The sequence below is a fragment of the Kitasatospora sp. NBC_00070 genome (genome assembly GCF_045041205.1).
Classification (GTDB): Bacteria; Actinomycetota; Actinomycetes; order Streptomycetales; family Streptomycetaceae; genus Kitasatospora.
In genome coordinates this window covers 5,412,772-5,437,178 of sequence record NZ_CP108247.1, presented here as the reverse complement: position 1 = coordinate 5,437,178, position 24,407 = coordinate 5,412,772, and the positions used below count along the sequence as shown (strand labels likewise).

Here is a 24,407-nt window from a genome sequence, read left to right as displayed (position 1 = left end):
CGTTCTGACGCACCGTGAGCCGGGCCCGGTCACCCGGGCCCGGCTCGCACCGGTCAGGCCAGGCCGTTGAGCAGGTCCGCGATCGGCTTGCGACGGCCGGTGTAGAACGGGACCTCCTCGCGGACGTGCAGCCGGGCCCGGGACGGGCGCAGGTCGCGCATCAGGTCGACGATCCGGTGCAGCTCGTCCGCCTCGAAGGCGAGCAGCCACTCGTAGTCGCCGAGCGCGAACGAGGCCACCGTGTTGGCCCGCACGTCCGGGTAGCCCCGGGCCATCTTGCCGTGCTCGGCGAGCATCGCGCGGCGCTCGTCGTCCGGCAGCAGGTACCACTCGTAGGAGCGCACGAACGGGTACACGCAGACGTAGTCGCGCGGCTCCTCGTCGGCGAGGAACGCCGGGATGTGCGACTTGTTGAACTCGGCCGGGCGGTGCAGCGCCATGTTCGACCAGACCGGCTCCAGCCGGCGCCCCAGGGCGGTGCGGCGGAAGCGGTTGTACGCCTCCTGCAGGTCGTCCGAGTCCTCGGCGTGCCACCAGATCATCAGGTCCGCGTCGGCCCGCAGGCCGGAGACGTCGTAGCTGCCGCGCACCGTGACGTCCTTGGCGGCGAGCTGGGCGAACAGCTCGTCGACCTCGGCGGCCAGCGCGGTCCGGTCCTCGGGCAGCTCGGTCTTGAGCTTGAACACCGACCACATGGTGTAGCGGATGACCTGGTTGAGGTCGCGGGCCTTCTTCTTCGCGGGCTGCTGTTCAGTGGACTCAGTCATGCGCCCATTCTCCCTTCCGTGACGGGCGCACCGGCGCCCGGGGTCAACACCTCGTTGACGGCGCGCCGGGCACTGGCCACACAGGCCGGGATGCCCACCCCGTCGTACGCGGCCCCGCACACCGCCAGGCCGCCGACCCCCGCCACCGCCGCCCGGATCCGGGCCACCCGGTCCAGGTGCCCGACCGGGTACTGCGGCAGCCCGCCGGCCCAGCGGGTCACCGCGCTGTCGTACGGCTTCGCCCGCAGGCCGACCGCCTCGGCCAGGTCGGCCAGCGAGCGGGCCACCAGCTCCTGGTCCGACCGGCCGAGCGCGGCCTCCTCCCGGTGCCGGCCGAGCGAGGTGCGGAGCAGGAAGCTGTCGGGAGCCGAACGTTCCAGCCAGCCCCACTTGTTCGAGGAGAAGGTGGACGCCTTGATCTGCCGGCCGTCCACCGGCGGCACCAGGAAGCCGCTGCCGGCCGGCGCCGCGTCCAGGTCGGCCCGCCGGAACGCCATCGTCACCAGCGCCATGCCCGCGTACTCCACCGTGGTCAACTCGGCCGCCGCACCGGGGACGTCGGCCGCCAGCAGCGCCGCCGCCTGCGGGGCCGGCACCGCCAGCACCACCGCGTCGGCGTGCAGCACCTCGCCGTTGCTGACGACCCGCCAGCCCTCGGGAGTGCGGCGCAGCTCCTGCACCGGGCTGTCGGTGCGCAGCTCGGCCCCGTTCTTCCGGCAGGCTGCGGCGACCGCCTCCGGGAGGGTGCCGAGACCGCCGCGCAGCCCCTGGAACACCGGTCCGCCGTTGCTCGGCCGGGCGATCAGCTCCCGCACCCCGGCGGCCAGCGAACCGCCCCGCTGGGCGATCGGCAGCAGCGCCGGGACGGCCGCGCGCAGCGAGATCTCGTCCGCGTGCCCGGCGTACACCCCGCCGAGCAGCGGCTCCACCAGCCGGTCCACCACCTCCCGGCCCAGCTTCGCGGCCACGTACGACCCGATCGAGACGTCCGCCCCGACCTCGGCCGCACCCTCCTGCCCGGCCCGCGCCACCCCCTCGGCGGTGAGCACCCCGGACGCCGCCAGCGCCGTCAGATCCCCCGGTACGCCCATCAACTGCCCGCCCGGCAGCGGCCGCAGCGCCCCTCTGGTCCAGATCGCCGCCTTCGCCGTGGTCGGCGGCTCCAACTCCCCCGCCAGCCCGACCTCCCGGGCCAGCTCCACCGCCTCAGGACGCCGCGCGAGCATCGACTCGGCCCCGAGGTCCACCCGGACCCCGCCGACCTCACCGCCCCACAGCTTCCCGCCGAACCGCCCGCTCGCCTCCAGCAGCGTGACCTGCGCCGTCCCACTCGCCAGCCACGCCGCGGTCAGCCCCGCGATACCGCCACCGATCACCACGACCCGCGTCTCTGCCATGTCCCGCAGTCTCGCAGAGCCGCCGCAAATCCCGTCAATCAGGACGTCGCCCGGTCAGCAGAGCAGCCAGGTCCAGGGTGACCGGGAACGGCACCGGCCGGGTCAGCTCGCCCCGGAAGATCCCCGTCGCCACATAGCCGCCGGTCGGCACATCGAGCTCGTAGACGTGCACCACCGGCAGACCGTCCTCCCGCTCGACGCTGACTCCCTGCGGCGCCATGGCATCCAAGGTGACCGTCAGGGCCGTCACGACCCGTCCGTGCCAAGCTCGCTGGGGAGACATCATGAAGATCAGTGCTCCGTCGATCAGTTCGGTGTGCGGGGGTGCCTCGGTCAGGCTGTCGAGGTCCTCCGCGCACCAACCCTCTTCACGCGGTGGGTACATCCACTCGGGCAGCACGCTCATGACCCAAGGCTGTCACAAACCCGTGGGCTGTTCCGTCCTCCTCGCAGAAGTGTCGATCGAGGGAGGCAGTCATGGCGGACGTGGTGCTGGTGACCGGGGCGACCGGGGTGCTGGGGCGGGAGGTGGTGGCACGGGCGCGGGCGCTGGGGATGCCGGTGCGGGCGCTGACCCGGCGGGCGGAGCTGCCGGTGGGCGAGGGCGTGGAGTGGGTGCGGGGGGACCTGTTGACCGGGGACGGGCTGGCGGCGGCGTTCGCCGGGGTGCGGACGGTGATCCACTGCGCGACCGACATCCGGCACCCGAAGAACGACCTGCCGGGCTTCGAGCGGCTGCTCGCGGCGGCCCGGACCGCCGGGGTGGGCCACGTCGTGAACATCTCGATCGTCGGGGTGGACCGGATCCCGTACTTCTACTACCGGATCAAGCTCGCCGGTGAGCGGCTGCTCGCGGACTCCGGGATCGGGTGGAGCAATCTGCGGGCCACCCAGTTCCCGACCCTGCTGGACTCCGCCTTCGGGGCGCTGTCCAAGCTGCCGGGGCTGCTGCTGGTGCCGAGCGGCACGGTCTGCCAGCCGGTGGACCAGCGCGAAGTGGCCGAGCGACTGGTCGAGTTGGCGCAGGGGGCACCGGTCGGGCAGGCGCCCGAACTGGGCGGGCCGACGGTGTACCCGGCCGAACGGCTGGCCGAGAGCTGGCTGGCGGCCGCCGGGAAGCGGCGGCGGGTGCTGGCCGTCCGGGTGCCGGGACGCGCCGGGGCCGGCTTCCGCAGCGGCGCGCTGACCACACCGAACGCGGACGGGGTGCGGAGCTGGGAGGAGTACCTGGCGGCCGAGGTGGCCCGCTGAGCGGACACGGTTCGGCGACGCCTGACCGCAACGCGACCGGGCCGTGACCGAGTTGCGATCGCCGGGGCGGATCCCGGTCGGGGCGGGCCGCGTCCAAGGCGGGACGGAGTCGTTCCAGGGAGGGATTCGGACCATGGCGGGCACGGGGTACGGAAGACGGCGGGCCGGGCTGGCGTTGGCGGGGGCGGCCACGGCGGTGACGGTCCTGCTCAGCGGGTGCGGGGCGAACGGGGACAGCAGGAGCAGTTCGGACACGGCCGCCGCGCCGCAGGCCCAGACCCAGAAGATGGCCGAGGGCGCGGCACCGGCCGCGGGGGCTCCCGCCACCGCGGGCGACGCCAAGTCGGGGGCGGCCGCGGCTTCCGCCGCCCCGGCGGGGGCCACCGAGGCCCCGGTGGCCCCGCGGCTGATCGCGTACACCGCCCAGCTCACACTGCGCAGCAAGGAGGTGGCCAGGACGCTGGCGGAGGCCCGGGACCTGGCCACGGCGGCCGGTGGCTACGTCGCGGGCGAGCAGCTCGGCGGCAAGGGCGGGGACGGTGCGACGACGGACGCCCGGCTGACCCTCAAGGTGCCCTCGGCGACCTACCAGCAGAGCCTGGACCGGCTGGCCGGGATGGGCGAGGTGCTCTCCCGGAGCAGCCAGGCGGACGACCTGACCGAGCAGGTGGCCGACGTGGAGAGCCGGCTGAAGACCCAGCAGGCCAGTGTGGACCGGGTCCGGAAGCTGATGGCGGAGGCCAAGACGCTGACCGAGGTGGTCTCGCTGGAGAGCGAACTGAGCCGCCGCGAGGCCGAGTTGGAGTCGTTGCAGCAGCGCCGGCAGGGGCTCACGGCGCGGACCTCGCTGTCCACCATCACGCTCCAGGTGTTCGCCGGGTCCGGCCCGGCGCCGAAGGCGGCGGAGCGGAAGGACGGCTTCTGGGCGTCGGTCGGCGGCGCGCTGAGCGGGGGCTGGCACGTGCTGGTGGCGGTCGTCCGCGGCCTGCTGATGGCGGTCGCGGCGGTCGCGCCGTTCCTGCTGGTGCTCGGACCGGTCGGGGCGCTGCTCTGGTGGCTGCGCCGCCGCACCCGGACCACGGCCGTACCCACCGCGCCGGTCGTCCCGGAGCGGCCGGAGCACGACCCGGCGGAGTGAGCGGAGCCCGGCCGACGGTCCGTCGAGGTGACGGACCGTCGGCCGGGCCGGTGGCTCAGCGCGCCGAGCTGCGGTGCACGAAGTCGACCAGCCGGCTGAGCGCGTCCGGGTCCATGCTCGGCATCACGCCGTGGCCGAGGTTGAAGATGTGGCCGGTGTCGCCCACCGCGGCGGCGGCGTCCAGCACCTCGCGGGCCTTGGCCTCCACCACCTCGGTCGGCGCGTACAGCACCGCCGGGTCGAGGTTGCCCTGCAGCGCCTTGCCGGGGCCGACCCGCTCGGCGGCCACGTCCAGCGGCACCCGCCAGTCGACGCCGACCACGTCCGCGCCGGCCTCGCCGAGCAGACCGAGCAGCTCACCGGTGCCGACCCCGAAGTGGATCCGGGGCACGCCGTACCCGGCGACCGCGTCGAACACCTTGGTGCTGGCGGGCATCACCGAACGGCGGTAGTCCGCCGGGGCGAGCGCGCCGACCCAGGAGTCGAACAGCTGGACCGCCGAGGCGCCCGCCTCGATCTGGATCTTCAGGAACATCGAGGTGATGTCGGCGAGCCGGTCGACCAGCGCGGCCCACAGCTCGGGGGCGCCGTACATCATCGCCTTGGTCTTCTCGTGGCTCTTCGACGGGCCGCCCTCGACCAGGTAGCTGGCCAGCGTGAACGGGGCCCCGGCGAAGCCGATCAGCGGGGTCGAGCCGAGCTCGTCCACCAGCAGGCCGACCGCCTCGGTGATGTACGGCATGTCGGACGGCTCCAGCGGGCGCAGCCGCTCCAGGTCCGCGAAGCTGCGGATCGGGTCCGCGATCACCGGGCCGACGCCGGGCTTGATGTCCACGTCGATGCCGACCGCCTTGAGCGGCACCACGATGTCGCTGAAGAAGATCGCGGCGTCCACCTTGTGCCGGCGGACCGGCTGCAGGGTGATCTCCTTGACCAGCTCGGGCCGCATGCAGGAGTCGAGCATCGGGATGCCCTCGCGCACCTTGAGGTACTCGGGGAGGGAGCGGCCGGCCTGGCGCATGAACCAGACCGGGGTGTGCGGCACCGGCTCCCGGCGGGCGGCGCGCAGGAACGCGGAGTCGTGCGCGGCGCCACGGCGCGCGGCGGGCTGCTGACCGGACTGGGCTGCGGTTGTCTCACTCACGCCCAAATCTTCGCACGCGCCCCCGGCCCGGCCGTCACCAACCGCTCGTGGGTTCCTCCAGGACCGGACGGGCACCGGCGGAGCCGCCCTCGACCCCCTTCGCCGGCCCCAACTACCGGGCGGTCCAAGGCACGATCGGACAACCGTCACGCCACACCGGCCGAAATTACTCGGATTGCGGGCCCGGCCGACCTAGGCTCTCGGTCATGGCAGCGGTCGGCGGGCACCCCGCACAAGGTGGCGGAACAGGCAAGGAGTCGGCGCCGATCGAGTTCCGCGATGCGGTCGAGGCGCTGGCGGGGGCGCGGCTGCGTCCCGAGATCGAGCTCTCCCCTGCTCCGGCACCCCGGCGGATGGCCCCCTTCACGTACGCGCTCACCGCGACGGTCGAGGTGGACGGCGAGGAGCTGGCCGACGGCCGGCTGGTGCTGCTCTACGACCCGGCCGGGCAGGACGCCTGGAACGGCGAGTTCCGGCTGGTCTCGATGACCCGGGCCGAGTTGGAGCCGGAGATGGCGGGCGACCCGATGCTCTCGGACGTCGGCTGGGCCTGGCTGACCGACGCGCTGGGCGCGCACGGCGCCGGGTACGTCGAGCCGAGCGGCACCGTGACCAGGTGCGCCTCGCAGTACTTCGGCGGCCTCGGCGACCGGGAGCCGTCCACCGAGATCGAGATCCGGGCCTCCTGGACCCCCGCCGACGGCCGGTTCGACCGGCACCTGGCCGCCTGGGCCGACCTGCTCTGCGTCTGCGCCGGGCTGCCGCCGACCACACCGGCACCGCTCTCGCTGGCCGACGCGCCGTCACTCGGCGGAGTGGTCCCGATGCCCGCGCGGCGCCGTCCGCGCTCCCACTGACACCTCGCGCTCTCCCCTCCAGGAGTGTTTCGTCCGCGAGCGGGCCGAACACCACCCCCAGGGCTGACAGGGCGTGACCTGTACTGCGCGGACTGTCAATTGATCGGCAGGAGCTGGTCGTTCCGGCTCCGAACGCGACCGATTTCGTTCGATTCCAGGGCATGTCGTATCAGTCACCTGCGCGATTTGTCCGTATTGTTACTCACCAGATCGTGATCATTCGCTAAAGCCGGGCACTGATGATGCCGAAGGTGTCTGTGACCCTTTCCAAACGCGGAACGCTCCGACCGCCCCCATCGGGGTTCCGTCCGCCACTCCCCCAGGAGGCACGGTGTCGGTCCTTCTCGAACACCCCGCAAGCGTGGTCGCCTACCGTCCGACGAAGCCCACCGCCATGGTGGTCATCGCTGATCCCCGCGTCCGAAACACCGTCACCCGGCACCTCTGGGCGCTCGGTGTCCGGGACGTCATCGAGGTCTCCTCCATCGCCGAGGCCCGCCCCCGGGTCTCGACCCCGCGTGACATCTGCGTCGCCGACGTCCACCTCCCGGACGGCTCCGGCCTGACCATCCTGGCCGAGACCAGGGCCGCGGGCTGGCCCAACGGCCTGGCCCTGTCGGCCGCCGACGACATCGGCGCGGTGCGCAGTGCACTGGCCGGCGGCGTCAAGGGCTACGTGGTCACCGGCACCCGGACCAACGTGGCCATGCCCGGCCGCCCCGGTCTGCCGATCGGCGCCGGTGGCCTGGCCGGCCGGATGCGGCGTCCCGGCATGCCGGGGATGCCCGGTGCGGCCGGTGCTCCGGGCGCTCCCGGTGCCCCCGGGGCTCCGGGCGTCCAGCCCACCACCTACCGGGAGCTCTCCGGCCGCGAGGTCGAGGTGCTCCGGCTGGTGGCCGAAGGCCAGTCCAACAAGGCCATCGGCGTGGCCATGGGCCTCTCCGCACTCACCGTGAAGAGCCACCTGGCCCGGATCGCCCGCAAGCTGGGCACCGGCGACCGGGCCGGCATGGTGGCGGTGGCGCTGCGGACCGGCATCATCCACTGATCCCTGGTCAGCCGACACTCCGTCAGCCGATCCACGGCCCGGAAGCACCGCAGGTGGTGGCCCGGAGGAACGTTTCCTCCGGGCCCCTGCCTTTGGCGCGCGCTCAGGGGCTCGGGGCTGCGCCATAGGCAGGCGCCCGAGCATCTACGGTCCAGGGGCTCGGGGAACTGCGAGGAGATCTGGCGTGCGGGTCACTGCGAAAGTCCCTGACCAGCTACGCACGCGTGCCCTTTTCCGAGGCCGGCGTCGCAGTTCCCCGAGCCCCTGGTGGTGCCTGGCGGAGCCCGAGTACAGGTGCCCGGCCGGGGATGGCATATGTCTGGAGCGGGGCTGACCAGTCCGCGGACCTTCCGGTGTGCGGGTACCGTCGTACCCTTGGTGGGTGACCGACGCCGTAGCCATCCCAGAAGAGACAGCCCCGGTCCCGCTCCTCGAACCGAGGGAGGGGCTCCCGCCCGTCGTGGTGGACGAGACCGCGCTCGCCGCGACCATCGCCGCCTTCGCGGCGGGCAGCGGCCCGGTCGCTGTCGACGCCGAGCGGGCCTCCGGCTACCGCTACGGCCAGCGCGCCTATCTCATCCAGCTCCGAAGGGCCGGTGCGGGCACCGCCCTGATCGACCCGATCGCGTGCCCGGACCTCTCCGAGCTCGGCGAGGCACTGGCCGACGCGGAGTGGGTGGTGCACGCCGCGTCCCAGGACCTGCCCTGCCTGGCCGAGGTCGGGATGAAGCCCCGGGAGCTGTTCGACACCGAGCTGGCCGGGCGGATCGCGGGCTTCCCCCGGGTCGGCCTGGGCCCGATGACCGAGAACGTGCTCGGCCTCTCGCTGGCCAAGGAGCACTCGGCGGTGGACTGGTCCACCCGCCCGCTGCCCGAGCCGTGGCTGCGCTACGCGGCCCTGGACGTCGAGGTGCTGGTCGAGCTGCGCGACGCACTCGAGCAGGAGCTGGACGCCCAGGGCAAGCTCGGCTGGGCGAAGGAGGAGTTCGCGTCGATCGTCGCGGCGCCCAAGCCCGCCCCCAGGACCGACCCGTGGCGCCGGACCTCCCAGCTGCACAAGGTCCGCCGACGCCGGCAGCTGGCCGCGGTCCGCGAGCTCTGGCTGGCCCGGGACCGGATCGCCCGCGAGCGGGACGTCTCGCCCGGGCGGGTGCTCTCCGACGTGGCGATCGTGAACGCCGCGCTGGCGATGCCGTTGAACGTCCCCGCGCTGCAGGCCGTCCAGGGCTTCGGCCCCCGGGTGAACCGCCGTCAGCTCGACCAGTGGATGGCCGCGTTGCAGCGGGCCCGGGAGATCCCGGAGGCCGAGCTGCCGCCGTCCACCGCGCCGCACGAGGGTCCGCCGCCGCCGCGCGCCTGGGCCGAGAAGGACCCGATCGCGGCGGCCCGGCTCTCCGGCGCGCGGGCGGCCGTCTCCGAGCTCGCCGAGCAGCACAACGTGCCGGCCGAGAACCTGATCACCCCCGACCTGGTCCGCCGGGTCTCCTGGGAGCCGCCGGCCGAGCCCGACGCCGCGTCGGTCGGGGCCGCCCTGCGCAAGCTCGGCGCCCGCCAGTGGCAGGTCGACCTGGTCGCCCCGGTGATCGCGGACGCGTTCGTGAACGCCCGGGTGCCCGCCCCTGCCGAGTAGGCAATGCCTCGGGGGTGACACCCGTACGGAAGTGGGTCAGGTCCGCGCGTGTCTTGAGCTTCAGACACGCGCGGACCTGACCCACTTCCGTACGGGTGACGTTCCTGGGGTCGGCGTCGCCGTTCCCCGAGCCCCTGACGGCCGATGCCTGACCGGCAGTGATCGGAGACACATGGGGTGGCGGCTATGGGCAAGGTAGTTACCGGCGGGTAGCATGGCGGTGAAGCAGAGCCGCTCCGTCATGGGACGTGGTCTGCCACCCAACGTCATGTCCCCTGGGAGGAGAGCCCCCGTGCCTCGTACCTCGAGGGACGTCGTCTTCGTTGACGGCGTCCGCACCCCGTTCGGCAAGGCCGGCCCGAAGGGCATCTACCACGAGACCCGCGCCGACGACCTGGTCGTCAAGTGCATCCGTGAACTGGTGCGCCGCAACCCGAGCCTGCCGACCGACCGGATCGACGAGGTCGCCATCGCGGCCACGACCCAGATCGGCGACCAGGGCCTGACGATCGGCCGGACCGCCGCCCTGCTGGCCGGTCTGCCGAAGTCCGTCCCCGGCTACTCCATCGACCGGATGTGTGCCGGTGCGCTGACCGCCGTCACCGCGACCGCGGGCGGCATCGCCTTCGGCGCGTACGACGTCGTGGTCGCCGGTGGCGTCGAGCACATGGGCCGGCACCCGATGGGCGAGGGCGTGGACCCGAACCCGCGCTTCGTCTCGGAGAAGCTGGTCGACGAGTCCGCCCTGTTCATGGGGATGACCGCGGAGAACCTGCACGACCGGTTCCCGCACATCACCAAGGAGCGCTGCGACGCGTACGCGGTCCGCTCGCAGGAGAAGGCCGCCAAGGCGTACGCCAACGGCGACATCCAGCCGGACCTGGTGCCGATCACGATCCGCAACACCAACCCCGAGGCCGGCGAGACCGGCTGGGGTCTGGCCACCTCGGACGAGCCGATGCGCCCGGGCACCTCGATGGAGTCGCTGGCCGGTCTGAAGACCCCGTTCCGCCCGCACGGCAACATCACCGCGGGCAACTCGGCCGGTCTGAACGACGGTGCGACCGCCTCGCTGCTCGCCGCCGAGGACGTCGCCGTGGAGCTCGGTCTCCCGGTCAAGATGCGTCTGGTCTCGTACGCCTTCGCCGGCGTCGAGCCCGAGGTGATGGGCATCGGTCCCGTCCCGGCGACCGAGAAGGCGCTGGCCAAGGCCGGTCTGACGATCGACGACATCCAGGCCTTCGAGGTCAACGAGGCGTTCGCGGTCCAGGTGCTCGCGTTCCTCGACCACTACGGCATCGCCGACGACGACCCGCGCGTGAACCCGTACGGTGGCGCGATCGCCTTCGGTCACCCGCTGGCCTCCTCGGGCGTGCGCCTGATGAACCAGCTGGCCCGCAGCTTCGAGCAGCGCACCGACGTCCGCTACGGCCTGACCACCATGTGTGTCGGCTTCGGCATGGGCGCCACCGTCATCTGGGAGAACCCGCACTTCGAGGGTGGTAAGTGACCATGAGCACCACTGAGCTGCTGAAGCGCGCGGCCGAGCTGTTCCCGGGCGAGGTGGTCACCACCGCGCACGTCCGTCACCTGGACCTGCCGCTCGGCGCCGGCAAGCTGGCGCTGATCACCCTGGACAACGGCTTCGACCACACCAAGCCGACCACCTTCGGCCCGGGTTCGCTGGCCAAGCTGTCCGAGGCGCTGGACCAGGTCGAGGCCGAGGCCGCCGCGGGTGACATCGTCGCCGCCGCGATCACCGGCAAGCCGTTCATCTTCGCGGTCGGCGCCGACCTCAAGGGCGTCGAGGTGCTCAAGGAGCACAGCGACGCGCTGGCCATCGGCAAGGGCGGCCACGACGTCTTCAAGCGGATCGCCGCGCTGCCCGTCCCGACCTTCGCCTTCTACAACGGCGCGGCGATGGGCGGCGGCGTCGAGGTCGGCCTGCACGCGAGCTACCGCACCGTCAGTTCCGGTGTCCCGGCCTTCTCGCTGCCCGAGGTCTTCCTCGGCCTGGTCCCCGGCTGGGGCGGCTGCACCCTGCTGCCGAACCTGATCGGCCCCTCGAAGGCGATCAAGGTCATCATCGAGAACTCGATGAGCCAGAACAAGCAGCTCAAGGGCCAGGAGGTGTTCGACCTGGGGATCGCCGACGCGATCTTCGAGCCGGCCGACTTCCTGGAGCAGTCGATCCTGTGGGCCGCCAAGGTGCTCACCGGCGCGACCGTGGTGGAGCGCGAGGAGATCGACCGGGGCAAGGCCTGGGACGACGCCGTCGCCTGGGGCCGGCTGGTCGCCGACGCCAAGGTGCACGGGGCCGCTCCGGCCGCGTACAAGGCGCTCGACATCATCGAGCAGGTCAAGGACCAGGACCTCCAGGCGGGCTTCGACGCCGAGGACGTGGCGCTGGCCGACCTGATCATGACCGGCGAGCTGCGCGCGGGCCTGTACGCCTTCAACCTGGTGCAGCGCCGGGCCAAGCGTCCGTTCGGTGCGCCGGACAAGGCGCTGGCCCGTCCGGTCACCAAGGTCGGCGTCGTCGGCGCGGGCCTGATGGCCTCCCAGCTGGCGCTGCTGTTCGCCCGTCGGCTCCAGGTGCCGGTGGTGCTCACCGACATCGACCAGGAGCGGATCGACAAGGGCGTCGGCTACGTGCACGCCGAGATCGACAAGCTGCTGGCCAAGGGCCGGGTCAACCCGGACAACGCCAACCGCCTGAAGGCCCTGGTCACCGGTTCGCTGGACAAGGCCGCGGCCTTCGGCGACGCCGACTTCGTGATCGAGGCGGTGTTCGAGGAGATGGGCGTCAAGCAGACCGTCTTCGCGGACCTGGAGGCCGTGGTCTCGCCGACCTGCGTGCTGGCGACCAACACCTCCTCCCTCTCGGTCACCGAGATGGCCTCGAAGCTCCAGCACCCCGAGCGGGTCGTCGGCTTCCACTTCTTCAACCCGGTCGCCATCCTGCCGCTGCTGGAGATCGTCCGCGGCGAGCAGACCGACGACGCCTCGCTGGCCACCGCCTTCGGCGTGGCCAGGAAGCTCAAGAAGACCGCCGTGCTGGTCAAGGACGCCCCGGCGTTCGTGGTCAACCGGATCCTGACCCGCTTCATGGGCGAGATCCAGGCGATCATCGACGAGGGCACCCCGATCGAGACGGTCGAGAAGGGCGTGCTGCCGCTCGGCCTGCCGATGTCCCCGATCGTCCTGCTCGAACTGGTCGGCCCGGCCATCGCGCAGCACGTCTCGGAGACCCTGAACCGGGCCTTCCCGGAGCGCTTCGGCGTCTCCGAGAACCTCGGCAAGGTGGTCAAGGCCGGCAAGCGCGGCTTCTACGTCTGGGTGGACGGCCAGCAGGTCCTCGACCCCGAGGTGCTGGCGCTGCTGACCTTCGGCGACAGCGTGCTGACCGAGCAGCAGGTGCTGGACCGCTCGCTCGACGCGGTGGCCCAGGAGATCGGCCTGATGCTGGCCGAGGGCGTCGTGGGCGAGGCCCAGGACATCGACCTCTGCATGATCACGGGCGCGGGCTGGCCCTTCCACCTCGGCGGGATCACCCCGTACCTGGACCGGGCGGGCGTCTCGGAGCGGGTGAACGGCAAGAAGTTCCTGGCTCCCGGCCTGGCCTCCGTCCCGGAGTAGTCGGACCGTCAGCCGGAAGGCCGGTGGCCCGGACCCCCACGAGGGGTCCGGGCCACCGGCCTTCCGGCGTCCTGACGGGACGTTACTTCTTGAGCCGGTAGATCACGGTGTCCGCGTTGACCGCGACCACCTCGTAGCGGGTCTCCAGCAGGCTCTCTATCCGGGGGATGTGCACCGGCTGGTACGGGGCCAGGCCCGAGTCGTCCACCACGATCTCCGGGAAGCCCTTGTCGGCCAGCTCCTGGTCGAAGGTCTGCCAGGCGTTCGCCATGCTGAACTGCTCGCCGACGTCCTTGCCGTCCTTGCCGCCGCTGAAGTTGGTCAGGAAACCGGCCGTCAGGTAGCGGGTGACCGGGCGTCGGTCGGACAGCCAGTACAGCTCCGGGTGCATGCCCCAGACCAGCACGGTGTCCTTGGCCGTGGTCTGCTCGGCGATCGTGCTGGCCACCTCGCTGGAGTGGTCCAGCCGCTGGCCCGGCCAGAACACCGCGAGGCCCCAGAACGCCGTCGCCGCGACCGTGCTGTACACCAGCACCGGCCGCCAGCGGATCGAGGAGGTGGTCACCGCGCCGACGCCGAGCAGCACCAGCGGGGGCATCAGCTGGAGGTAGTAGTGGCCGAAGAAGTGGAAGCCGGTGCTGACCGCCACCACCGAGGAGAGCAGCCAGACCCAGAGGTCGGAGGTGGCACCGTGCTCCTCGCCCCGGACGGTGGGCAGCGCGCCGTGCCGCAGCCGCAGCCAGAGCCGGTGTCCCAGCGGTGCCAGGAAGCCCAGACAGGCCGCCAGCAGGATCGCCGAGTTGCCCAGCGCCCGGCCGGACATCTGCAGCCAGGCCCCGCCCATCGAGGCGTAGTCGCCGCTGCCGGTGACCACCCAGAACAGGAAGCCCTTGGGCTTGGTGAGGATCACCGCGACCAGCGCTATCGGCAGCGCGAAGCCGAAGCCGACCTTGAACAGCGCGGGCTGCCAGCGCACCCCGCGCAGCCGGGCGTCCTGGAACAGCATCCAGAGCACCGGCAGCATCACCGCGCCGCCGGTCTGCTTGGTCAGCGAGCAGAGCGCCACCGCGATCCCGGCGGCCAGCCAGCGGCGGCGCTCGGCGTAGCGGAACGCCGCCACCATCGCGGGCAGCATGAAGACCTCGAAGGTCGCCGCCTGGGTGTCCTCGGGGGACAGCCCGATCGAGACCAGCAGGTAGAGCCCGCCGGCCACCGCGCCCGCCCGGTTGCCCCAGCGGCCCCGGGCGATCGACGCCAGCAGGATCGCGGTGGCCAGGTGGGCCACGATCGCCAGGGTGCGCAGCGGCCAGAGCGAGGTGGAGCCGAACAGCGCGAAGCACGCCTCGTACAGCCAGGGCAGCAGCGGGGGCTTGCGGTCCACCACGGTGTCGTACAGCACGCCGCCGTCGGCCAGCATCCGCGCCTGGGTGGCCAGGTAGCCCTCGTCGGGGCTCCACACCGGGCGGAGGAAGGAGGGGATGTGGGTGACGGTGGCGAGCACCGCCAGCACCGGCACGACTCTGGTCCAGTACCCCGTCCGGACGCGCTCGGGCAGCCGCCCGGTCAGGGTGGCGAGTGGTCGTGAGACGGCGTTGGGCACGTTGACAACCTACCGGGCGGGGCCGTGGGCCAACGCCCGGGTCCGGCCATTCGATGTGACGATCGGACAGAAGTGTGACGGGCCGTCGGCCACCGGCGCGACCCTATTTTCGGTGGAGCGTGATACCCCCGGGGGCGCGGGGCTCTGCACATTTGCGCGCCCCGTGGCGGAGCCGCAACTGTGCAGAGCCCCGCGCCCCCAGGGGTACCGCCTCTCAGACCCGCGCCGCGGCCGTCCGGGCCACCAGCTTGGCGACCTTCTCGGCGATGGCCGGGGCGGTGAGGCCGATCTCGTTCAGGATCTGGTCCCGGGTGGCGTGGTCCAGGAACTCCTGGGGGATGCCGAAGTCGCGCAGAGGCAGGTCCACCCCGGCGTCCCGCAGGGCCTGGGCCACGGCGGAACCGACGCCGCCCGCGCGGCCGTTGTCCTCGACCGTGACGACCACCCGGTGCTCGGCGGCCAGGCCGGGCAGCGCCGGGTCGACCGGCTTGACCCAGCGCGGGTCCACCACGGTGGCGGTGATGCCCTGGGCGGCGAGCAGGTCGGCGACCTCCAGGCAGGTGGTGGCCATCGCGCCGACCGAGACGATCAGCACCTCGCCCTCACCCTCGGGGGCGGCCCGCAGCACGTCCATGCCGCCGACCTTGCCGACCGCCGGGACGGCGGGGCCGACGCTGCCCTTGGAGTAGCGGACCACGGTCGGGGCGTCGTCCACCTCGACCGCCTCGCGCAGCTGGGCGCGGAGCTGGTCGGCGTCGCGCGGGGCGGCCAGCCGCAGGCCCGGGACGACCTGGAGGATCGACATGTCCCACATGCCGTTGTGCGAGGCGCCGTCGGTCCCGGTGACGCCCGCGCGGTCGAGCACGAAGGTGACGCCGAGCCTGTGCAGCGCGACGTCCATCAGGACCTGGTCGAAGGCCCGGTTCAGGAAGGTCGCGTAGACCGCGAAGACCGGGTGCAGGCCGTTGGTGGCCAGGCCGGCCGCGCTGGTGACCGCGTGCTGCTCGGCGATGCCGACGTCGAAGGTCCGCTCCGGGAAGACCTTGGCGAACGGGGCCAGGCCGACCGGGTGCAGCATCGCGGCGGTGATGGCGACGATGTCCTTGCGCTCCCGGCCGAGGGCGACCATCTCCTCGGCGAAGACCGAGGTCCAGTCCTTGCCCGCGGTCTTGATCGGCAGGCCGGTCTCCGGGTGGATCACGCCGACGGCGTGGAAGCGGTCCTCGTCGTTGTTCTCGGCGGCGTGGTAGCCGCGGCCCTTCTCGGTCAGGCAGTGCACGATCACCGGGCCGCCGAAGCCGCGCGCCTTGGTCAGGGCGGACTCCAGCGCGGTCAGGTCGTGGCCGTCGATCGGGCCGATGTACTTGAGGCCGAGGTCCTCGAACATGCCCTGCGGCGCGATGAAGTCCTTCAGGCCCTTCTTGGCGCCGTGCAGGGTCTCGAACAGCTGCTGCCCGACCACGGGGGTGCGCTGCAGCGCCTCCTTGCCCCAGGACAGGAAGCGCTCGTAACCCTGGGTGGTGCGCAGGGTGGCGAGGTGGTTGGCCAGGCCGCCGATGGTCGGCGAGTAGGAACGCTCGTTGTCGTTCACCACGATCACCAGCGGGCGGTCCTTGGCGTCGGCGATGTTGTTCAGCGCCTCCCAGGCCATCCCGCCGGTCAGCGCGCCGTCGCCGATCACCGCGACCACCGGACGGTCGTGGTGGCCCTGCAGCTGGTTGGCCTTGGCCAGGCCGTCCGCGTAGCCGAGCACGGTGGAGGCGTGCGAGTTCTCGATCACGTCGTGCTCGGACTCGGCGCGGGACGGGTAGCCGGACAGGCCGCCCTTCATCCGCAGCTGCGAGAAGTCCTGCCGCCCGGTGAGCAGCTTGTGCACGTAGCTCTGGTGGCCGGTGTCGAAGAGGATCCGGTCGCGCGGCGAGTCGAAGACCCGGTGCAGCGCGATGGTCAGCTCGACCACGCCCAGGTTCGGACCGAGGTGGCCGCCCGTCTTGGAGACCTCCTCGACCAGGAAGGTACGGATCTCCTCGGCCAGCGCGGTCAGCTGCGCCGGGGTGAGCCGGTCGAGATCGCGCGGTCCCCGAATGCGGGTCAGCAGCGCCACCCGTTCCTCCTTGTTCAAAGTTCTCGGGCCGCGGACGGCCTGCCGGGCCTCGCTGCCCCTGGTGTCGAGCCGCTCCGGCCCTGGGTCGGTCGGGCTCGACTGCCCGAGTCTAATGTCCGACTGCCGGACACCGCGCAGCGCGCCTGGGGTTGACCGGTGTTGACCGACATGACGAGGCTCGGCACCCGATTGGTTCGAGTGCCGAGCCTCACATGGGCGGAAGAGGTCAACCTCGTCCGGACGACTTCTGGGTCCGGCGGGAGACCGAGTCCAGGACCACGGCCGCCAGCAGCACCGCGCCGGTGATCATGTACTGGATCGACTGGTTCACGTGCACCAGGTCCAGGCCGGTGATGATCGACTGGATCACCAGGATGCCGAGCAGCGCCGACCAGGTCTTGCCCCGGCCGCCGAACAGGCTGGTGCCGCCGATGACCGCCGCGGCGATCGAGTTCATCAGCACGTTGCCGCTGCCGAGCGCCTTGTCGGCGGAACCCTGCTGGCTCATGATGAACAGTCCGCCGAGCGCGGCCATGCCGGCCGAGATCATGAAGACCGAGATCCGCACCCAGGCGACGTTGATGCCGGCCCGGCGGGCCGCCTCGATACCGCCGCCGACGGCGAAGATCTGCCGGCCGTAGGCGGTGCGGCGGAGCACGAAGTCGGTGACCACCACGATGCCGAGGAAGATCACCAGCGGCAGCGGCAGGCCCTGGCTCTGGTTCAGGGTGTACGCGGCGGCGATCGCGATCACGGCGATCACACCGGTGCGCAGGGCGATCTCGCTGACCGGGCGGGACGGCAGCCCGGCGGCCGCCCGGCGGCGGCTGTCCAGCAGCTGACCGGCCAGGAAGAGGCCGACGCCGGCCAGCGCGAAGATCCAGGTGGCGGCGATGTCGCCGTCACCGATGAAGTAGTGGTCGAGGTCGGCGATCACGCCGTTGTTGAGCACGTTGGCGGTGCCCTTGTCCCCGAGCACGAACTGCTGCAGACCGCTCCAGGCCAGCAGACCGGCCAGCGTGACCACGAAGGCCGGCACGCCGATCTTGGCGAAGAAGAAGCCGTGCAGGGCGCCCATCGCGACACCGGCGGCCAGCGCGATCAGGATCGACAGCCACTCGTTCACGCCGGACCGGGCCGACAGCACACCGGCGATGGCCGCCGAGACACCGGCGATCGAGCCGAGCGAGAGGTCGATCTCACCGAGCAGCAGCACGAACACGATGCCGACCGCGATCAGGCCGGGGCCCGCGATCCAGAGCGTGATGTTGGTGAGGTTGTCGGCGTTCAGGAAGTCGCCGGTCAGGCCCTGGAAGATGGCCACGATCAGGACCAGGCCGAGCACCACGGGGACGGAGCCCAGTTCGCCGGTCTTCATCTTCCGCTTGAACTCGCCGAGGTAGCCGGCGAAGCCCTGCTCGCGGACCAGCAGTCGGGGGTCGATCGCGGGCGCGGGGGCCTCGGTGGTCTGGTTGGTGCTCACTTCGCTTCCTCCGCGATGCGTGCCTGACGCCGGGTCACGGCGTTCTCGGTGGCTCCGGTGATGGCGGAGATGATCTCTTCGTGGCTGGTGCCCGCCACCGGGAAGGAGCCGTTGTTGCGGCCCAGGCGGAGCACCGCGACGGTGTCCGCGACGGCCCGGACGTCCGCCATGTTGTGGCTGATCAGGATGACCCCGAGGCCCCGCTCGCGGAGCCGCTCGACCAGGTCGAGCACCTGGGCGGTCTGCTCGACGCCGAGCGCGGCGGTGGGCTCGTCCAGGATGACGATCTTCGGGTCGCCGACCAGGGCGCGGGCGATCGCGACCACCTGGCGCTGGCCGCCGGAGAGCGAGGCGATCGGGATCCGCACGCTGGGGATCCGGATCGACAGGGTGTCGAGCAGCTCCTTGGCGCGCTTCTCCATCGCGACCTCGTCGAGCGTGCCGTACTTCTTCAGCTCACGGCCGAGGAAGAGGTTGCCCACCACGTCGAGGTTGTCGCAGAGCGCGAGGTCCTGGTAGACGGTCGCGACGCCCAGGCCCTGGGCGTCCTGCGGGCGGTTGATCCGGACCTCGCGGCCCTCCCACTCGATCACGCCCTCGTCGATCGGGTGGACGCCGGCGATGGTCTTCACCAGCGTCGACTTGCCGGCGCCGTTGTCGCCGACCAGGGCGACCACCTCGCCCGCGTGGACCTCCAAGTGGACGTCGGTGAGCGCCTGGACGGCACCGAAGCGCTTGGAGACTCCGCGCAACGCCAGTACGGGTGCGCCTGTCACGTGAACCATCTCCTTCATTCCGTGCCACCGACTCCTGACGAGGGCGGACACGGCCTGCCGCGCGCCGACCCGGGGCGCGAAGGGGTAGTACGAGAACGATGAGGGGCGGCGGTGCGAGAACACGCCGCGGGGGCCGACGCCCCGTCAGGAGCGCCGGCCCGTGACCGACTTACTTCAGGCCGGCCGCGGTGCAGGCGGCGGCGTAGTCGGCGGTGCAGATGTCGGCCGCCTTGTAGAGGCCGTCGGCGATCACGGTGTCCTGGATGTTCGCCTTGGTGACGACCTTCGGGGACAGCAGCTTGGCCGGGATGCCCTTGTCGGTCGGGCTGTCGACGGTCGCCGAGGCGACGGCCTTGACGTCCTTGCCCTGGAGCAGGTTGACCGCGAGCTCGGCGGCCGAGTCGGCCAGCGGCTTGTACGCCTTGTAGATGGTGTACGCCTGGTCGCCCGCGACGATCCGCTGGATGGCGTCCACGCCGGCGTCCTGGCCACCGACCGGGACGTTGATCCCGGCGGCCTTCAGCTGGGTGATGATGGCGGCGGCCATGCCGTCGTTGGCGGAGTAGACGGCCTGGAAGCCGTCCTTGCCCAGGCTGGTGATCGCGGTGCCGATCTTCTGGCCGGCCACGGTGGGCTTCCACTCACCGGAGGCCTCGTAGACGATCTTCTTGACCTTGCCCTCGAGGGCCTTCTTCGCGCCGGACTTGAAGTACGCGGCGTTCGGGTCGGCCTCGTCACCGTTGATCATGACCACGTTGGCGTCGGCGGCCTTGGCGCCCAGCGCGGTGACCAGCGCCTCGCCCTGGAGCTCGCCGACCTTCTCGTTGTCGAACGAGACGTAGGCGGAGACCGGGCCGGTGGCCAGGCGGTCGTACGCGACGACCTTGACACCCTTGGCCGCCGCCTCCTTGACCCAGGACTCGGTCGAGGTCGCGTCGAAGGCGTCCAGGATGATCACCTTGACGCCCTGCGCGATCAGGGTGTCGAACTGCTGCTTCTGCTTCGACGCGGAGCCCTCGGCGTTGCTGTACTTGACGTTGCAGTCACCGCACAGCGCCTTGACCTTGGCCTCGATGAACGGCTTGTCGAAGGACTCGTACCGGGTGGAGGAAGCGTTCTCCGGGAGCAGCAGACCGATCGACTTGGTGTCACCGGACGCGGCGCCGTCCTTCTTGTCGTCACCGGCCTTGCCACAGGCTGCCATCGAGATGGCCATGGTGATCGCAGCGGTGCCGATGACTGCGCGACGCATCATTGCGTTCATGGTGGGGGTGCCTCCCTGACGGAGCCGCAACGTTGCGGCGAGGTGAGGTGGAGTCAACCCTCGGGGCTCACTTGTCGTCAATAAGTAAAACCAGTTGAACGCCGATCCGAACCCTTTCGTTATCTTCCTGAAGGCGAAGCCGAGACCAAAAGGCCTCGGCTTCGCCTTTTCCGGACGCCGGAGAGCGATTTCCGGTGTCAGGCGCCGACCGAGGAGGTCTGCCGGATTGCGCCGGATTCGCCCATCTCGCTCATCACCAGGGCGAGCGCCCCGAGCACCTCGGCCCGGCCGCCCAGGGTGCCCGGGACCACCGAGAGCTGGCGTGCCGCGGACGGGATGGCGTACCGCGCCACGGAGTCCCGGATCGGGGAAAGCACCAGCTCACCGGCCTCGGCGAGGTCTCCGCCGAGGATCACCCGACGGGGGTTCAGCAGGTTGCACAGGGTGGCCACCCCGCTGCCGATCTGGCGGCCGGCGTCCGCGATCACCCGGCGGCAGCCGAGATCGCCCTGCTGGGCCAGCTGCACCACCTTGGTCAGGGTGAGCTCCCCCGGGTGGTTGGCGTTCAAGAGATTGAGCAGGTACCGGGAGCCGACGAAGGTCTCCAGGCACCCCCGGTTGCCGCAGCGGCAGACCGGACCTGCCTCGTCCAGCGTGATGTGGCCGATCTCGCCCGCGGTGCCGCCGGGGCCCCGGTAGATCTGACCGTTGATCACCAGACCGGCGCCGACGCCGCTGGCCACCTTGATGTAGGCCAGGTCGGTCAACCCCCGGCCGGCGCCCCAGACCAACTCGCCCAGCGCGCCCAGGTTGGCGTCGTTGTCCACGTGCACGTCCATGCCCAGCCGCTGCGCGAGCTCGCGCCCGGGCGCGATGCCGGTCCAGCCCGGCAGGATCGCGGTGGAGCCCAGCGCGCCGGTCTCCTGGTCGATCGGGCCCGGCACACCGAGGCCGACGCCGACCACCTTGTCCGCCTTGAACCCGGCCTGCGCCAACAGCCGCTCCACCAGCGCCTCGGCGCGGTCGAAGCCCTGCTTGGCCGAGACGTCCACGTCGATCGGCTCGCTCTCCTCGGCCAGCACCCGGTGCGCCAGGTTGCCCACCGCCACCCGCAGGTGGGTGTGGCCGAAGTCGACCCCGACCACGATGCCGGCGTCCCCGCTGAGCGAGACCGAGCGCGCCCGGCGGCCGCCTGACGAGGTGTCGGCCACCACGACGGTGCCGACCTCCTTCAGTTCCCGGACGATGTTGGACACCGTGGCCGCGGAGAGTCCGGTGGACCGGGCGATCTCCGCCTGGGTCAGCGAGCCCGCCATCCGGACCGCCCGCAACACCCGTTCGAGATTGGCCCGGTGCAGCGAGGACTGCGATCCCGGTGTGTCCATCGACATGATTCACCCTTCCTGGGCGCGGGGACTCGACCGCCCCGCGCGGGCCGCGCCGTTGCGGCGGTGCGCAAATGCCCACCTTCAACTTCTGAACTCTATGGTCGGCACCCCGTCCGCGCTCGCGTCAAGGGCCAACCGGCGCTGAACGGAGATCGAACGCGAATCGTTGCCCGGGCGTACCCCGCACACCTGATATGCCCCGGGCGCTCCGGACCTGCCGCGTGGGAGGATGCCAGGCATCCATGCCTGACGAAGGAGTCCTGCGAGTGCCTGGCACCAACTTGACCCGTGAGGAGGCCCGCACCAGGGCCGCGCTCCTGCACGTGGAGTCGTACGACATCGAGCTCGACCTGAGCTCGGCCCGCGACGGCGGTACCTTCCGTTCCACCACGGTGGTCCGGTTCGGCGCCACCGCTCCGGGCAGCGCGAGCTTCATCGACCTGGTCGCGCCGAGCGTGTCCGAGCTGGTGCTGAACGGCGTCCCGCTGCCGCTCGACAGCTTCGCGGACAGCCGCATCGCGCTGCCGGACCTGGCCGGCGAGAACGAGCTGAAGGTCGTCGCCGACTGCGCGTACACCAACACCGGCGAGGGCCTGCACCGCTTCGTCGACCCGGTCGACGGCGAGACCTACCTCTACACCCAGTTCGAGGTGCCGGACGCCCGCCGGGTGTTCGCCTCCTTCGAGCAGCCCGACCTCAAGGCGTCCTTCACCTTCACGGTGACCGCTCCCAAGGGCTGGGTCGTGGTCTCGAACTCCCCCACCCCGGCGCCGGTCGGCGACGGGGAGACCCAGGTCTGGCGGTTCACCCCGACCGGCCGGATCTCCACCTACATCACCGCGCTGATCGCCGGCCCGTACGTGGGCGTCTTCGACGAGTACCGCAGCGGCGACCAGGTCGTCCCGCTCGGCGTCTACTGCCGCCCCTCGCTGCGCGAGTTCCTGGACGCCGACGCGATCTTCGCGATCACCCGGCAGGGCTTCGACTTCTTCCAGGAGAAGTTCGACTGCGCCTACCCGTTCGAGAAGTACGACCAGCTCTTCGTGCCGGAGTTCAACGCCGGGGCGATGGAGAACGCGGGCGCGGTCACCTTCCGGGACCAGTACGTCTTCCGGTCCAAGGTCACCGACGCCGCGTACGAGTCGCGGGCCGCCACCATCCTGCACGAGCTGGCCCACATGTGGTTCGGCAACCTGGTCACCATGGAGTGGTGGAACGACCTCTGGCTGAACGAGTCGTTCGCCACCTACGCCGAGGCGGTCTGCCTGGCCGAGGCGCCCGGCTCGCAGTGGCCGGACTCCTGGACCACCTTTGCCAACGAGATGAAGACCTGGGCGTACCGGCAGGACCAGCTGCCGTCCACCCACCCGATCATGGCCGAGATCAACGATCTCGAGGACGTCATGGTCAACTTCGACGGCATCACCTACGCCAAGGGCGCCTCGGTGCTCAAGCAGCTGGTGGCGTACGTCGGCCAGGACGAGTTCTTCAAGGGCGTGCAGGCGTACTTCAAGGCCCACGCCTGGGGCAACACCCGGCTGAGCGACCTGCTCGGCGCGCTGGAGAAGACCAGTGGCCGCGACCTGAAGACCTGGTCGAGCGCCTGGCTGGAGACGGCCGGCATCAACGTGCTGCGCCCCTCGGTCACGCTGGCCGAGGACGGCACCGTGGCCGCCTTCTCGGTGCTCCAGGAGGCCCCGGCGCTGCCCGCGGGCGCCAAGGGCGAGGCCGTGCTGCGGCCGCACCGGATCGCCATCGGCTGCTACGACCTGAAGGACGGTCAGCTGGTCCGCACCGAGCGGATCGAGCTGGACGTGGACGGCGCCGAGACCCCGGTGCCGCAGCTGACCGGCCGTCAGCGCCCGGCCGTGCTGCTGCTCAACGACGACGACCTGTCCTACGCCAAGGTCCGCCTGGACGAGGACTCGCTGGCCGTGGTCACCGAGCACCTCGGCGGCTTCACCGCCTCGCTCCCGCGCGCGCTGTGCTGGGCCTCCGCCTGGGACATGACCCGCGACGGCGAGCTGGCCACCCGCGACTACCTGGCGCTGGCGCTCTCCGGCCTGGCCCGGGAGAGCGAGATCGGCGTGGTCCAGTCGATCCAGCGGCAGGTCAAGCTGGCGCTCGACGTCTACACCGACCCGGCCTGGCGCGAGCAGGGCCTGCAGCGTTGGGCCGCCGCCGCCGAGGAGCGGCTGCGCGCCGCGGCCCCCGGCAGCGACCACCAGCTGGCCTGGGCCCGCACGCTCGCCGCGGTGGCCCGGACGGACGGTCAGCTCGCGCTGCTGGCCGGTCTGCTGGACGGCACCGAGGTGATCGAGGGCCTGGCCGTCGACACCGAGCTGCGCTGGGTGCTGCTGGCCCGGCTGGCGGCCACCGGCCGGGCCGACGCCACGGCGATCGACGCCGAGCTGGAGCGGGACAACACCGCGGCCGGCCAGGAGCACGCGGCCGCCTGCCGCGCGGCCCGGCCGACCGCCGAGGCCAAGGCTGCGGCCTGGGCCTCCGTGGTGGAGTCGGACGAGCTGACCAACTACGTCCAGGAGGCCGTGATCAGCGGCTTCGGTCAGCCCGACCAGCAGGAGCTGCTGGCCCCCTACGTGGCGAAGTACTTCGCCGCGATCAAGGGCATCTACGAGACCCGCAGCCACGAGATCTCGCAGCAGATCGTGGTCGGCCTCTACCCGGCCCGCCAGGTCGGCCAGGCCACCCTGGACGCCACCGACGCCTGGCTGGCCTCGGCCGAGCCCGCCCCGGCACTGCGCCGGATGGTGGTCGAGGCCCGTGCGGCCGTCGAGCGCGCGATCCGGGCCCAGGCCGCCGACCGGGCGGCCGGTGCCAGGGAGCTGGGTCACTGACCCGCCGGTGAAACACGCGAAGGACCGCCGTCCGGCTCGGAGCCGGACGGCGGTCCTTCGTCG

18 protein-coding genes are annotated in these 24,407 nt (G+C 71.7%); 8 read left to right on the top strand and 10 right to left on the bottom strand.

All coding sequences use genetic code 11. The features are described 5' to 3' along the window. Positions 1 to 53 precede the first annotated feature (53 nt). Genes hemQ through OHV05_RS24905 form a run of 3 tightly spaced genes read right to left on the bottom strand, consistent with a single transcriptional unit; the run spans position 54 to position 2,570 of the window. Positions 54 to 767 carry a hydrogen peroxide-dependent heme synthase gene (gene hemQ / locus OHV05_RS24915; protein ID WP_405019628.1) on the bottom strand — a complete coding sequence of 238 codons (714 nt, stop codon included), beginning with the start codon at positions 765 to 767 and terminating at the stop codon, positions 54 to 56. Beyond that, positions 764 to 2,164, bottom strand: coding sequence for a protoporphyrinogen oxidase (gene hemG, locus OHV05_RS24910; RefSeq protein WP_405019627.1), 1,401 nt, complete (start codon positions 2,162 to 2,164; stop codon positions 764 to 766). The genes hemQ and hemG overlap by 4 nt, the downstream gene beginning before the upstream one ends. Positions 2,165 to 2,198: 34 nt before the next feature. After that, the gene (locus OHV05_RS24905) at positions 2,199 to 2,570 is read right to left on the bottom strand and encodes a hypothetical protein (RefSeq protein ID WP_405019626.1); all 372 of its coding nucleotides are present in this window, start codon (positions 2,568 to 2,570) and stop codon (positions 2,199 to 2,201) included. 71 nt (positions 2,571 to 2,641) lie between these two features. Here OHV05_RS24905 and OHV05_RS24900 point away from each other — a divergent pair, with 71 nt between their 5' ends. Further along, positions 2,642 to 3,415, top strand: a complete 774-nt coding sequence (locus OHV05_RS24900; RefSeq protein ID WP_405019625.1) for an SDR family oxidoreductase — start codon at positions 2,642 to 2,644, stop codon at positions 3,413 to 3,415. A gap of 133 nt (positions 3,416 to 3,548) precedes the next feature. Further along, positions 3,549 to 4,553 (top strand): DUF4349 domain-containing protein, encoded by a 1,005-nt coding sequence (locus OHV05_RS24895; protein WP_405019624.1) that lies wholly within the window; start codon positions 3,549 to 3,551, stop codon positions 4,551 to 4,553. A gap of 55 nt (positions 4,554 to 4,608) precedes the next feature. On the opposite strand, the gene hemE is transcribed toward OHV05_RS24895, so the two are convergent. Next, on the bottom strand, positions 4,609 to 5,697 hold the full coding sequence (hemE, locus tag OHV05_RS24890) for a uroporphyrinogen decarboxylase (RefSeq protein ID WP_405019623.1): 1,089 nt from the start codon (positions 5,695 to 5,697) through the stop codon (positions 4,609 to 4,611). Between the two features lie 206 nt (positions 5,698 to 5,903). Between hemE and OHV05_RS24885 the strand changes: the two genes are divergently transcribed. The 5 genes from OHV05_RS24885 (at position 5,904) to OHV05_RS24865 (ending at position 12,871) form a co-directional block, all read left to right on the top strand. Next, complete coding sequence (locus OHV05_RS24885) at positions 5,904 to 6,554, top strand: DUF3000 domain-containing protein (protein WP_405019622.1); 651 nt, start codon at positions 5,904 to 5,906, stop codon at positions 6,552 to 6,554. 331 nt (positions 6,555 to 6,885) lie between these two features. Beyond that, on the top strand, positions 6,886 to 7,602 hold the full coding sequence (locus OHV05_RS24880; protein ID WP_057229902.1) for a response regulator transcription factor: 717 nt from the start codon (positions 6,886 to 6,888) through the stop codon (positions 7,600 to 7,602). A 382-nt stretch (positions 7,603 to 7,984) separates the two neighbouring features. Further along, the gene (locus tag OHV05_RS24875; protein WP_405019621.1) at positions 7,985 to 9,232 is read left to right on the top strand and encodes a ribonuclease D; all 1,248 of its coding nucleotides are present in this window, start codon (positions 7,985 to 7,987) and stop codon (positions 9,230 to 9,232) included. A gap of 292 nt (positions 9,233 to 9,524) precedes the next feature. Beyond that, positions 9,525 to 10,742 carry a thiolase family protein gene (locus tag OHV05_RS24870; RefSeq protein ID WP_403035987.1) on the top strand — a complete coding sequence of 406 codons (1,218 nt, stop codon included), beginning with the start codon at positions 9,525 to 9,527 and terminating at the stop codon, positions 10,740 to 10,742. 2 nt (positions 10,743 to 10,744) lie between these two features. Beyond that, entirely contained in the window at positions 10,745 to 12,871 is a 2,127-nt protein-coding gene (locus tag OHV05_RS24865; protein ID WP_405019620.1) for a 3-hydroxyacyl-CoA dehydrogenase NAD-binding domain-containing protein, read from the top strand. 82 nt (positions 12,872 to 12,953) lie between these two features. On the opposite strand, the gene OHV05_RS24860 is transcribed toward OHV05_RS24865, so the two are convergent. From OHV05_RS24860 to OHV05_RS24835, 6 genes are all read right to left on the bottom strand, one after another. After that, a complete protein-coding gene (locus OHV05_RS24860; protein ID WP_403035982.1) occupies positions 12,954 to 14,471 on the bottom strand; it encodes an ArnT family glycosyltransferase in 1,518 nt (505 codons plus the stop codon). A gap of 214 nt (positions 14,472 to 14,685) precedes the next feature. Next, complete coding sequence (gene dxs, locus OHV05_RS24855) at positions 14,686 to 16,575, bottom strand: 1-deoxy-D-xylulose-5-phosphate synthase (protein WP_405019619.1); 1,890 nt, start codon at positions 16,573 to 16,575, stop codon at positions 14,686 to 14,688. Between the two features lie 226 nt (positions 16,576 to 16,801). Continuing rightward, the gene (locus OHV05_RS24850) at positions 16,802 to 18,058 is read right to left on the bottom strand and encodes a sugar ABC transporter permease (protein WP_405019618.1); all 1,257 of its coding nucleotides are present in this window, start codon (positions 18,056 to 18,058) and stop codon (positions 16,802 to 16,804) included. Continuing rightward, on the bottom strand, positions 18,055 to 18,843 hold the full coding sequence (locus OHV05_RS24845) for an ATP-binding cassette domain-containing protein (RefSeq protein ID WP_403035975.1): 789 nt from the start codon (positions 18,841 to 18,843) through the stop codon (positions 18,055 to 18,057). Before OHV05_RS24845 ends, OHV05_RS24850 begins: the two co-directional genes overlap by 4 nt. A 160-nt stretch (positions 18,844 to 19,003) precedes the next feature. Then, complete coding sequence (locus OHV05_RS24840; protein ID WP_405019617.1) at positions 19,004 to 20,098, bottom strand: sugar ABC transporter substrate-binding protein; 1,095 nt, start codon at positions 20,096 to 20,098, stop codon at positions 19,004 to 19,006. Between the two features lie 197 nt (positions 20,099 to 20,295). Then, the gene (locus OHV05_RS24835; protein WP_405019616.1) at positions 20,296 to 21,483 is read right to left on the bottom strand and encodes an ROK family protein; all 1,188 of its coding nucleotides are present in this window, start codon (positions 21,481 to 21,483) and stop codon (positions 20,296 to 20,298) included. A 269-nt stretch (positions 21,484 to 21,752) separates the two neighbouring features. Here OHV05_RS24835 and pepN point away from each other — a divergent pair, with 269 nt between their 5' ends. After that, entirely contained in the window at positions 21,753 to 24,344 is a 2,592-nt protein-coding gene (gene pepN, locus OHV05_RS24830) for an aminopeptidase N (RefSeq protein WP_405019615.1), read from the top strand. The last annotated feature ends 63 nt before the right edge of the window (positions 24,345 to 24,407 follow it).

Coding starts and splice junctions, on each gene's coding strand:
- hemQ (WP_405019628.1), bottom strand. CDS start 767: ATGACTGAGTCCACTGAACAGCAGCCCGCGAAGAAGAAGGCCCGCGAC.
- hemG (WP_405019627.1), bottom strand. CDS start 2,164: ATGGCAGAGACGCGGGTCGTGGTGATCGGTGGCGGTATCGCGGGGCTG.
- OHV05_RS24905 (WP_405019626.1), bottom strand. CDS start 2,570: ATGAGCGTGCTGCCCGAGTGGATGTACCCACCGCGTGAAGAGGGTTGG.
- OHV05_RS24900 (WP_405019625.1), top strand. CDS start 2,642: ATGGCGGACGTGGTGCTGGTGACCGGGGCGACCGGGGTGCTGGGGCGG.
- OHV05_RS24895 (WP_405019624.1), top strand. CDS start 3,549: ATGGCGGGCACGGGGTACGGAAGACGGCGGGCCGGGCTGGCGTTGGCG.
- OHV05_RS24885 (WP_405019622.1), top strand. CDS start 5,904: ATGGCAGCGGTCGGCGGGCACCCCGCACAAGGTGGCGGAACAGGCAAG.
- OHV05_RS24865 (WP_405019620.1), top strand. CDS start 10,745: ATGAGCACCACTGAGCTGCTGAAGCGCGCGGCCGAGCTGTTCCCGGGC.
- OHV05_RS24845 (WP_403035975.1), bottom strand. CDS start 18,843: ATGGTTCACGTGACAGGCGCACCCGTACTGGCGTTGCGCGGAGTCTCC.
- OHV05_RS24840 (WP_405019617.1), bottom strand. CDS start 20,098: ATGAACGCAATGATGCGTCGCGCAGTCATCGGCACCGCTGCGATCACC.
- OHV05_RS24835 (WP_405019616.1), bottom strand. CDS start 21,483: ATGGACACACCGGGATCGCAGTCCTCGCTGCACCGGGCCAATCTCGAA.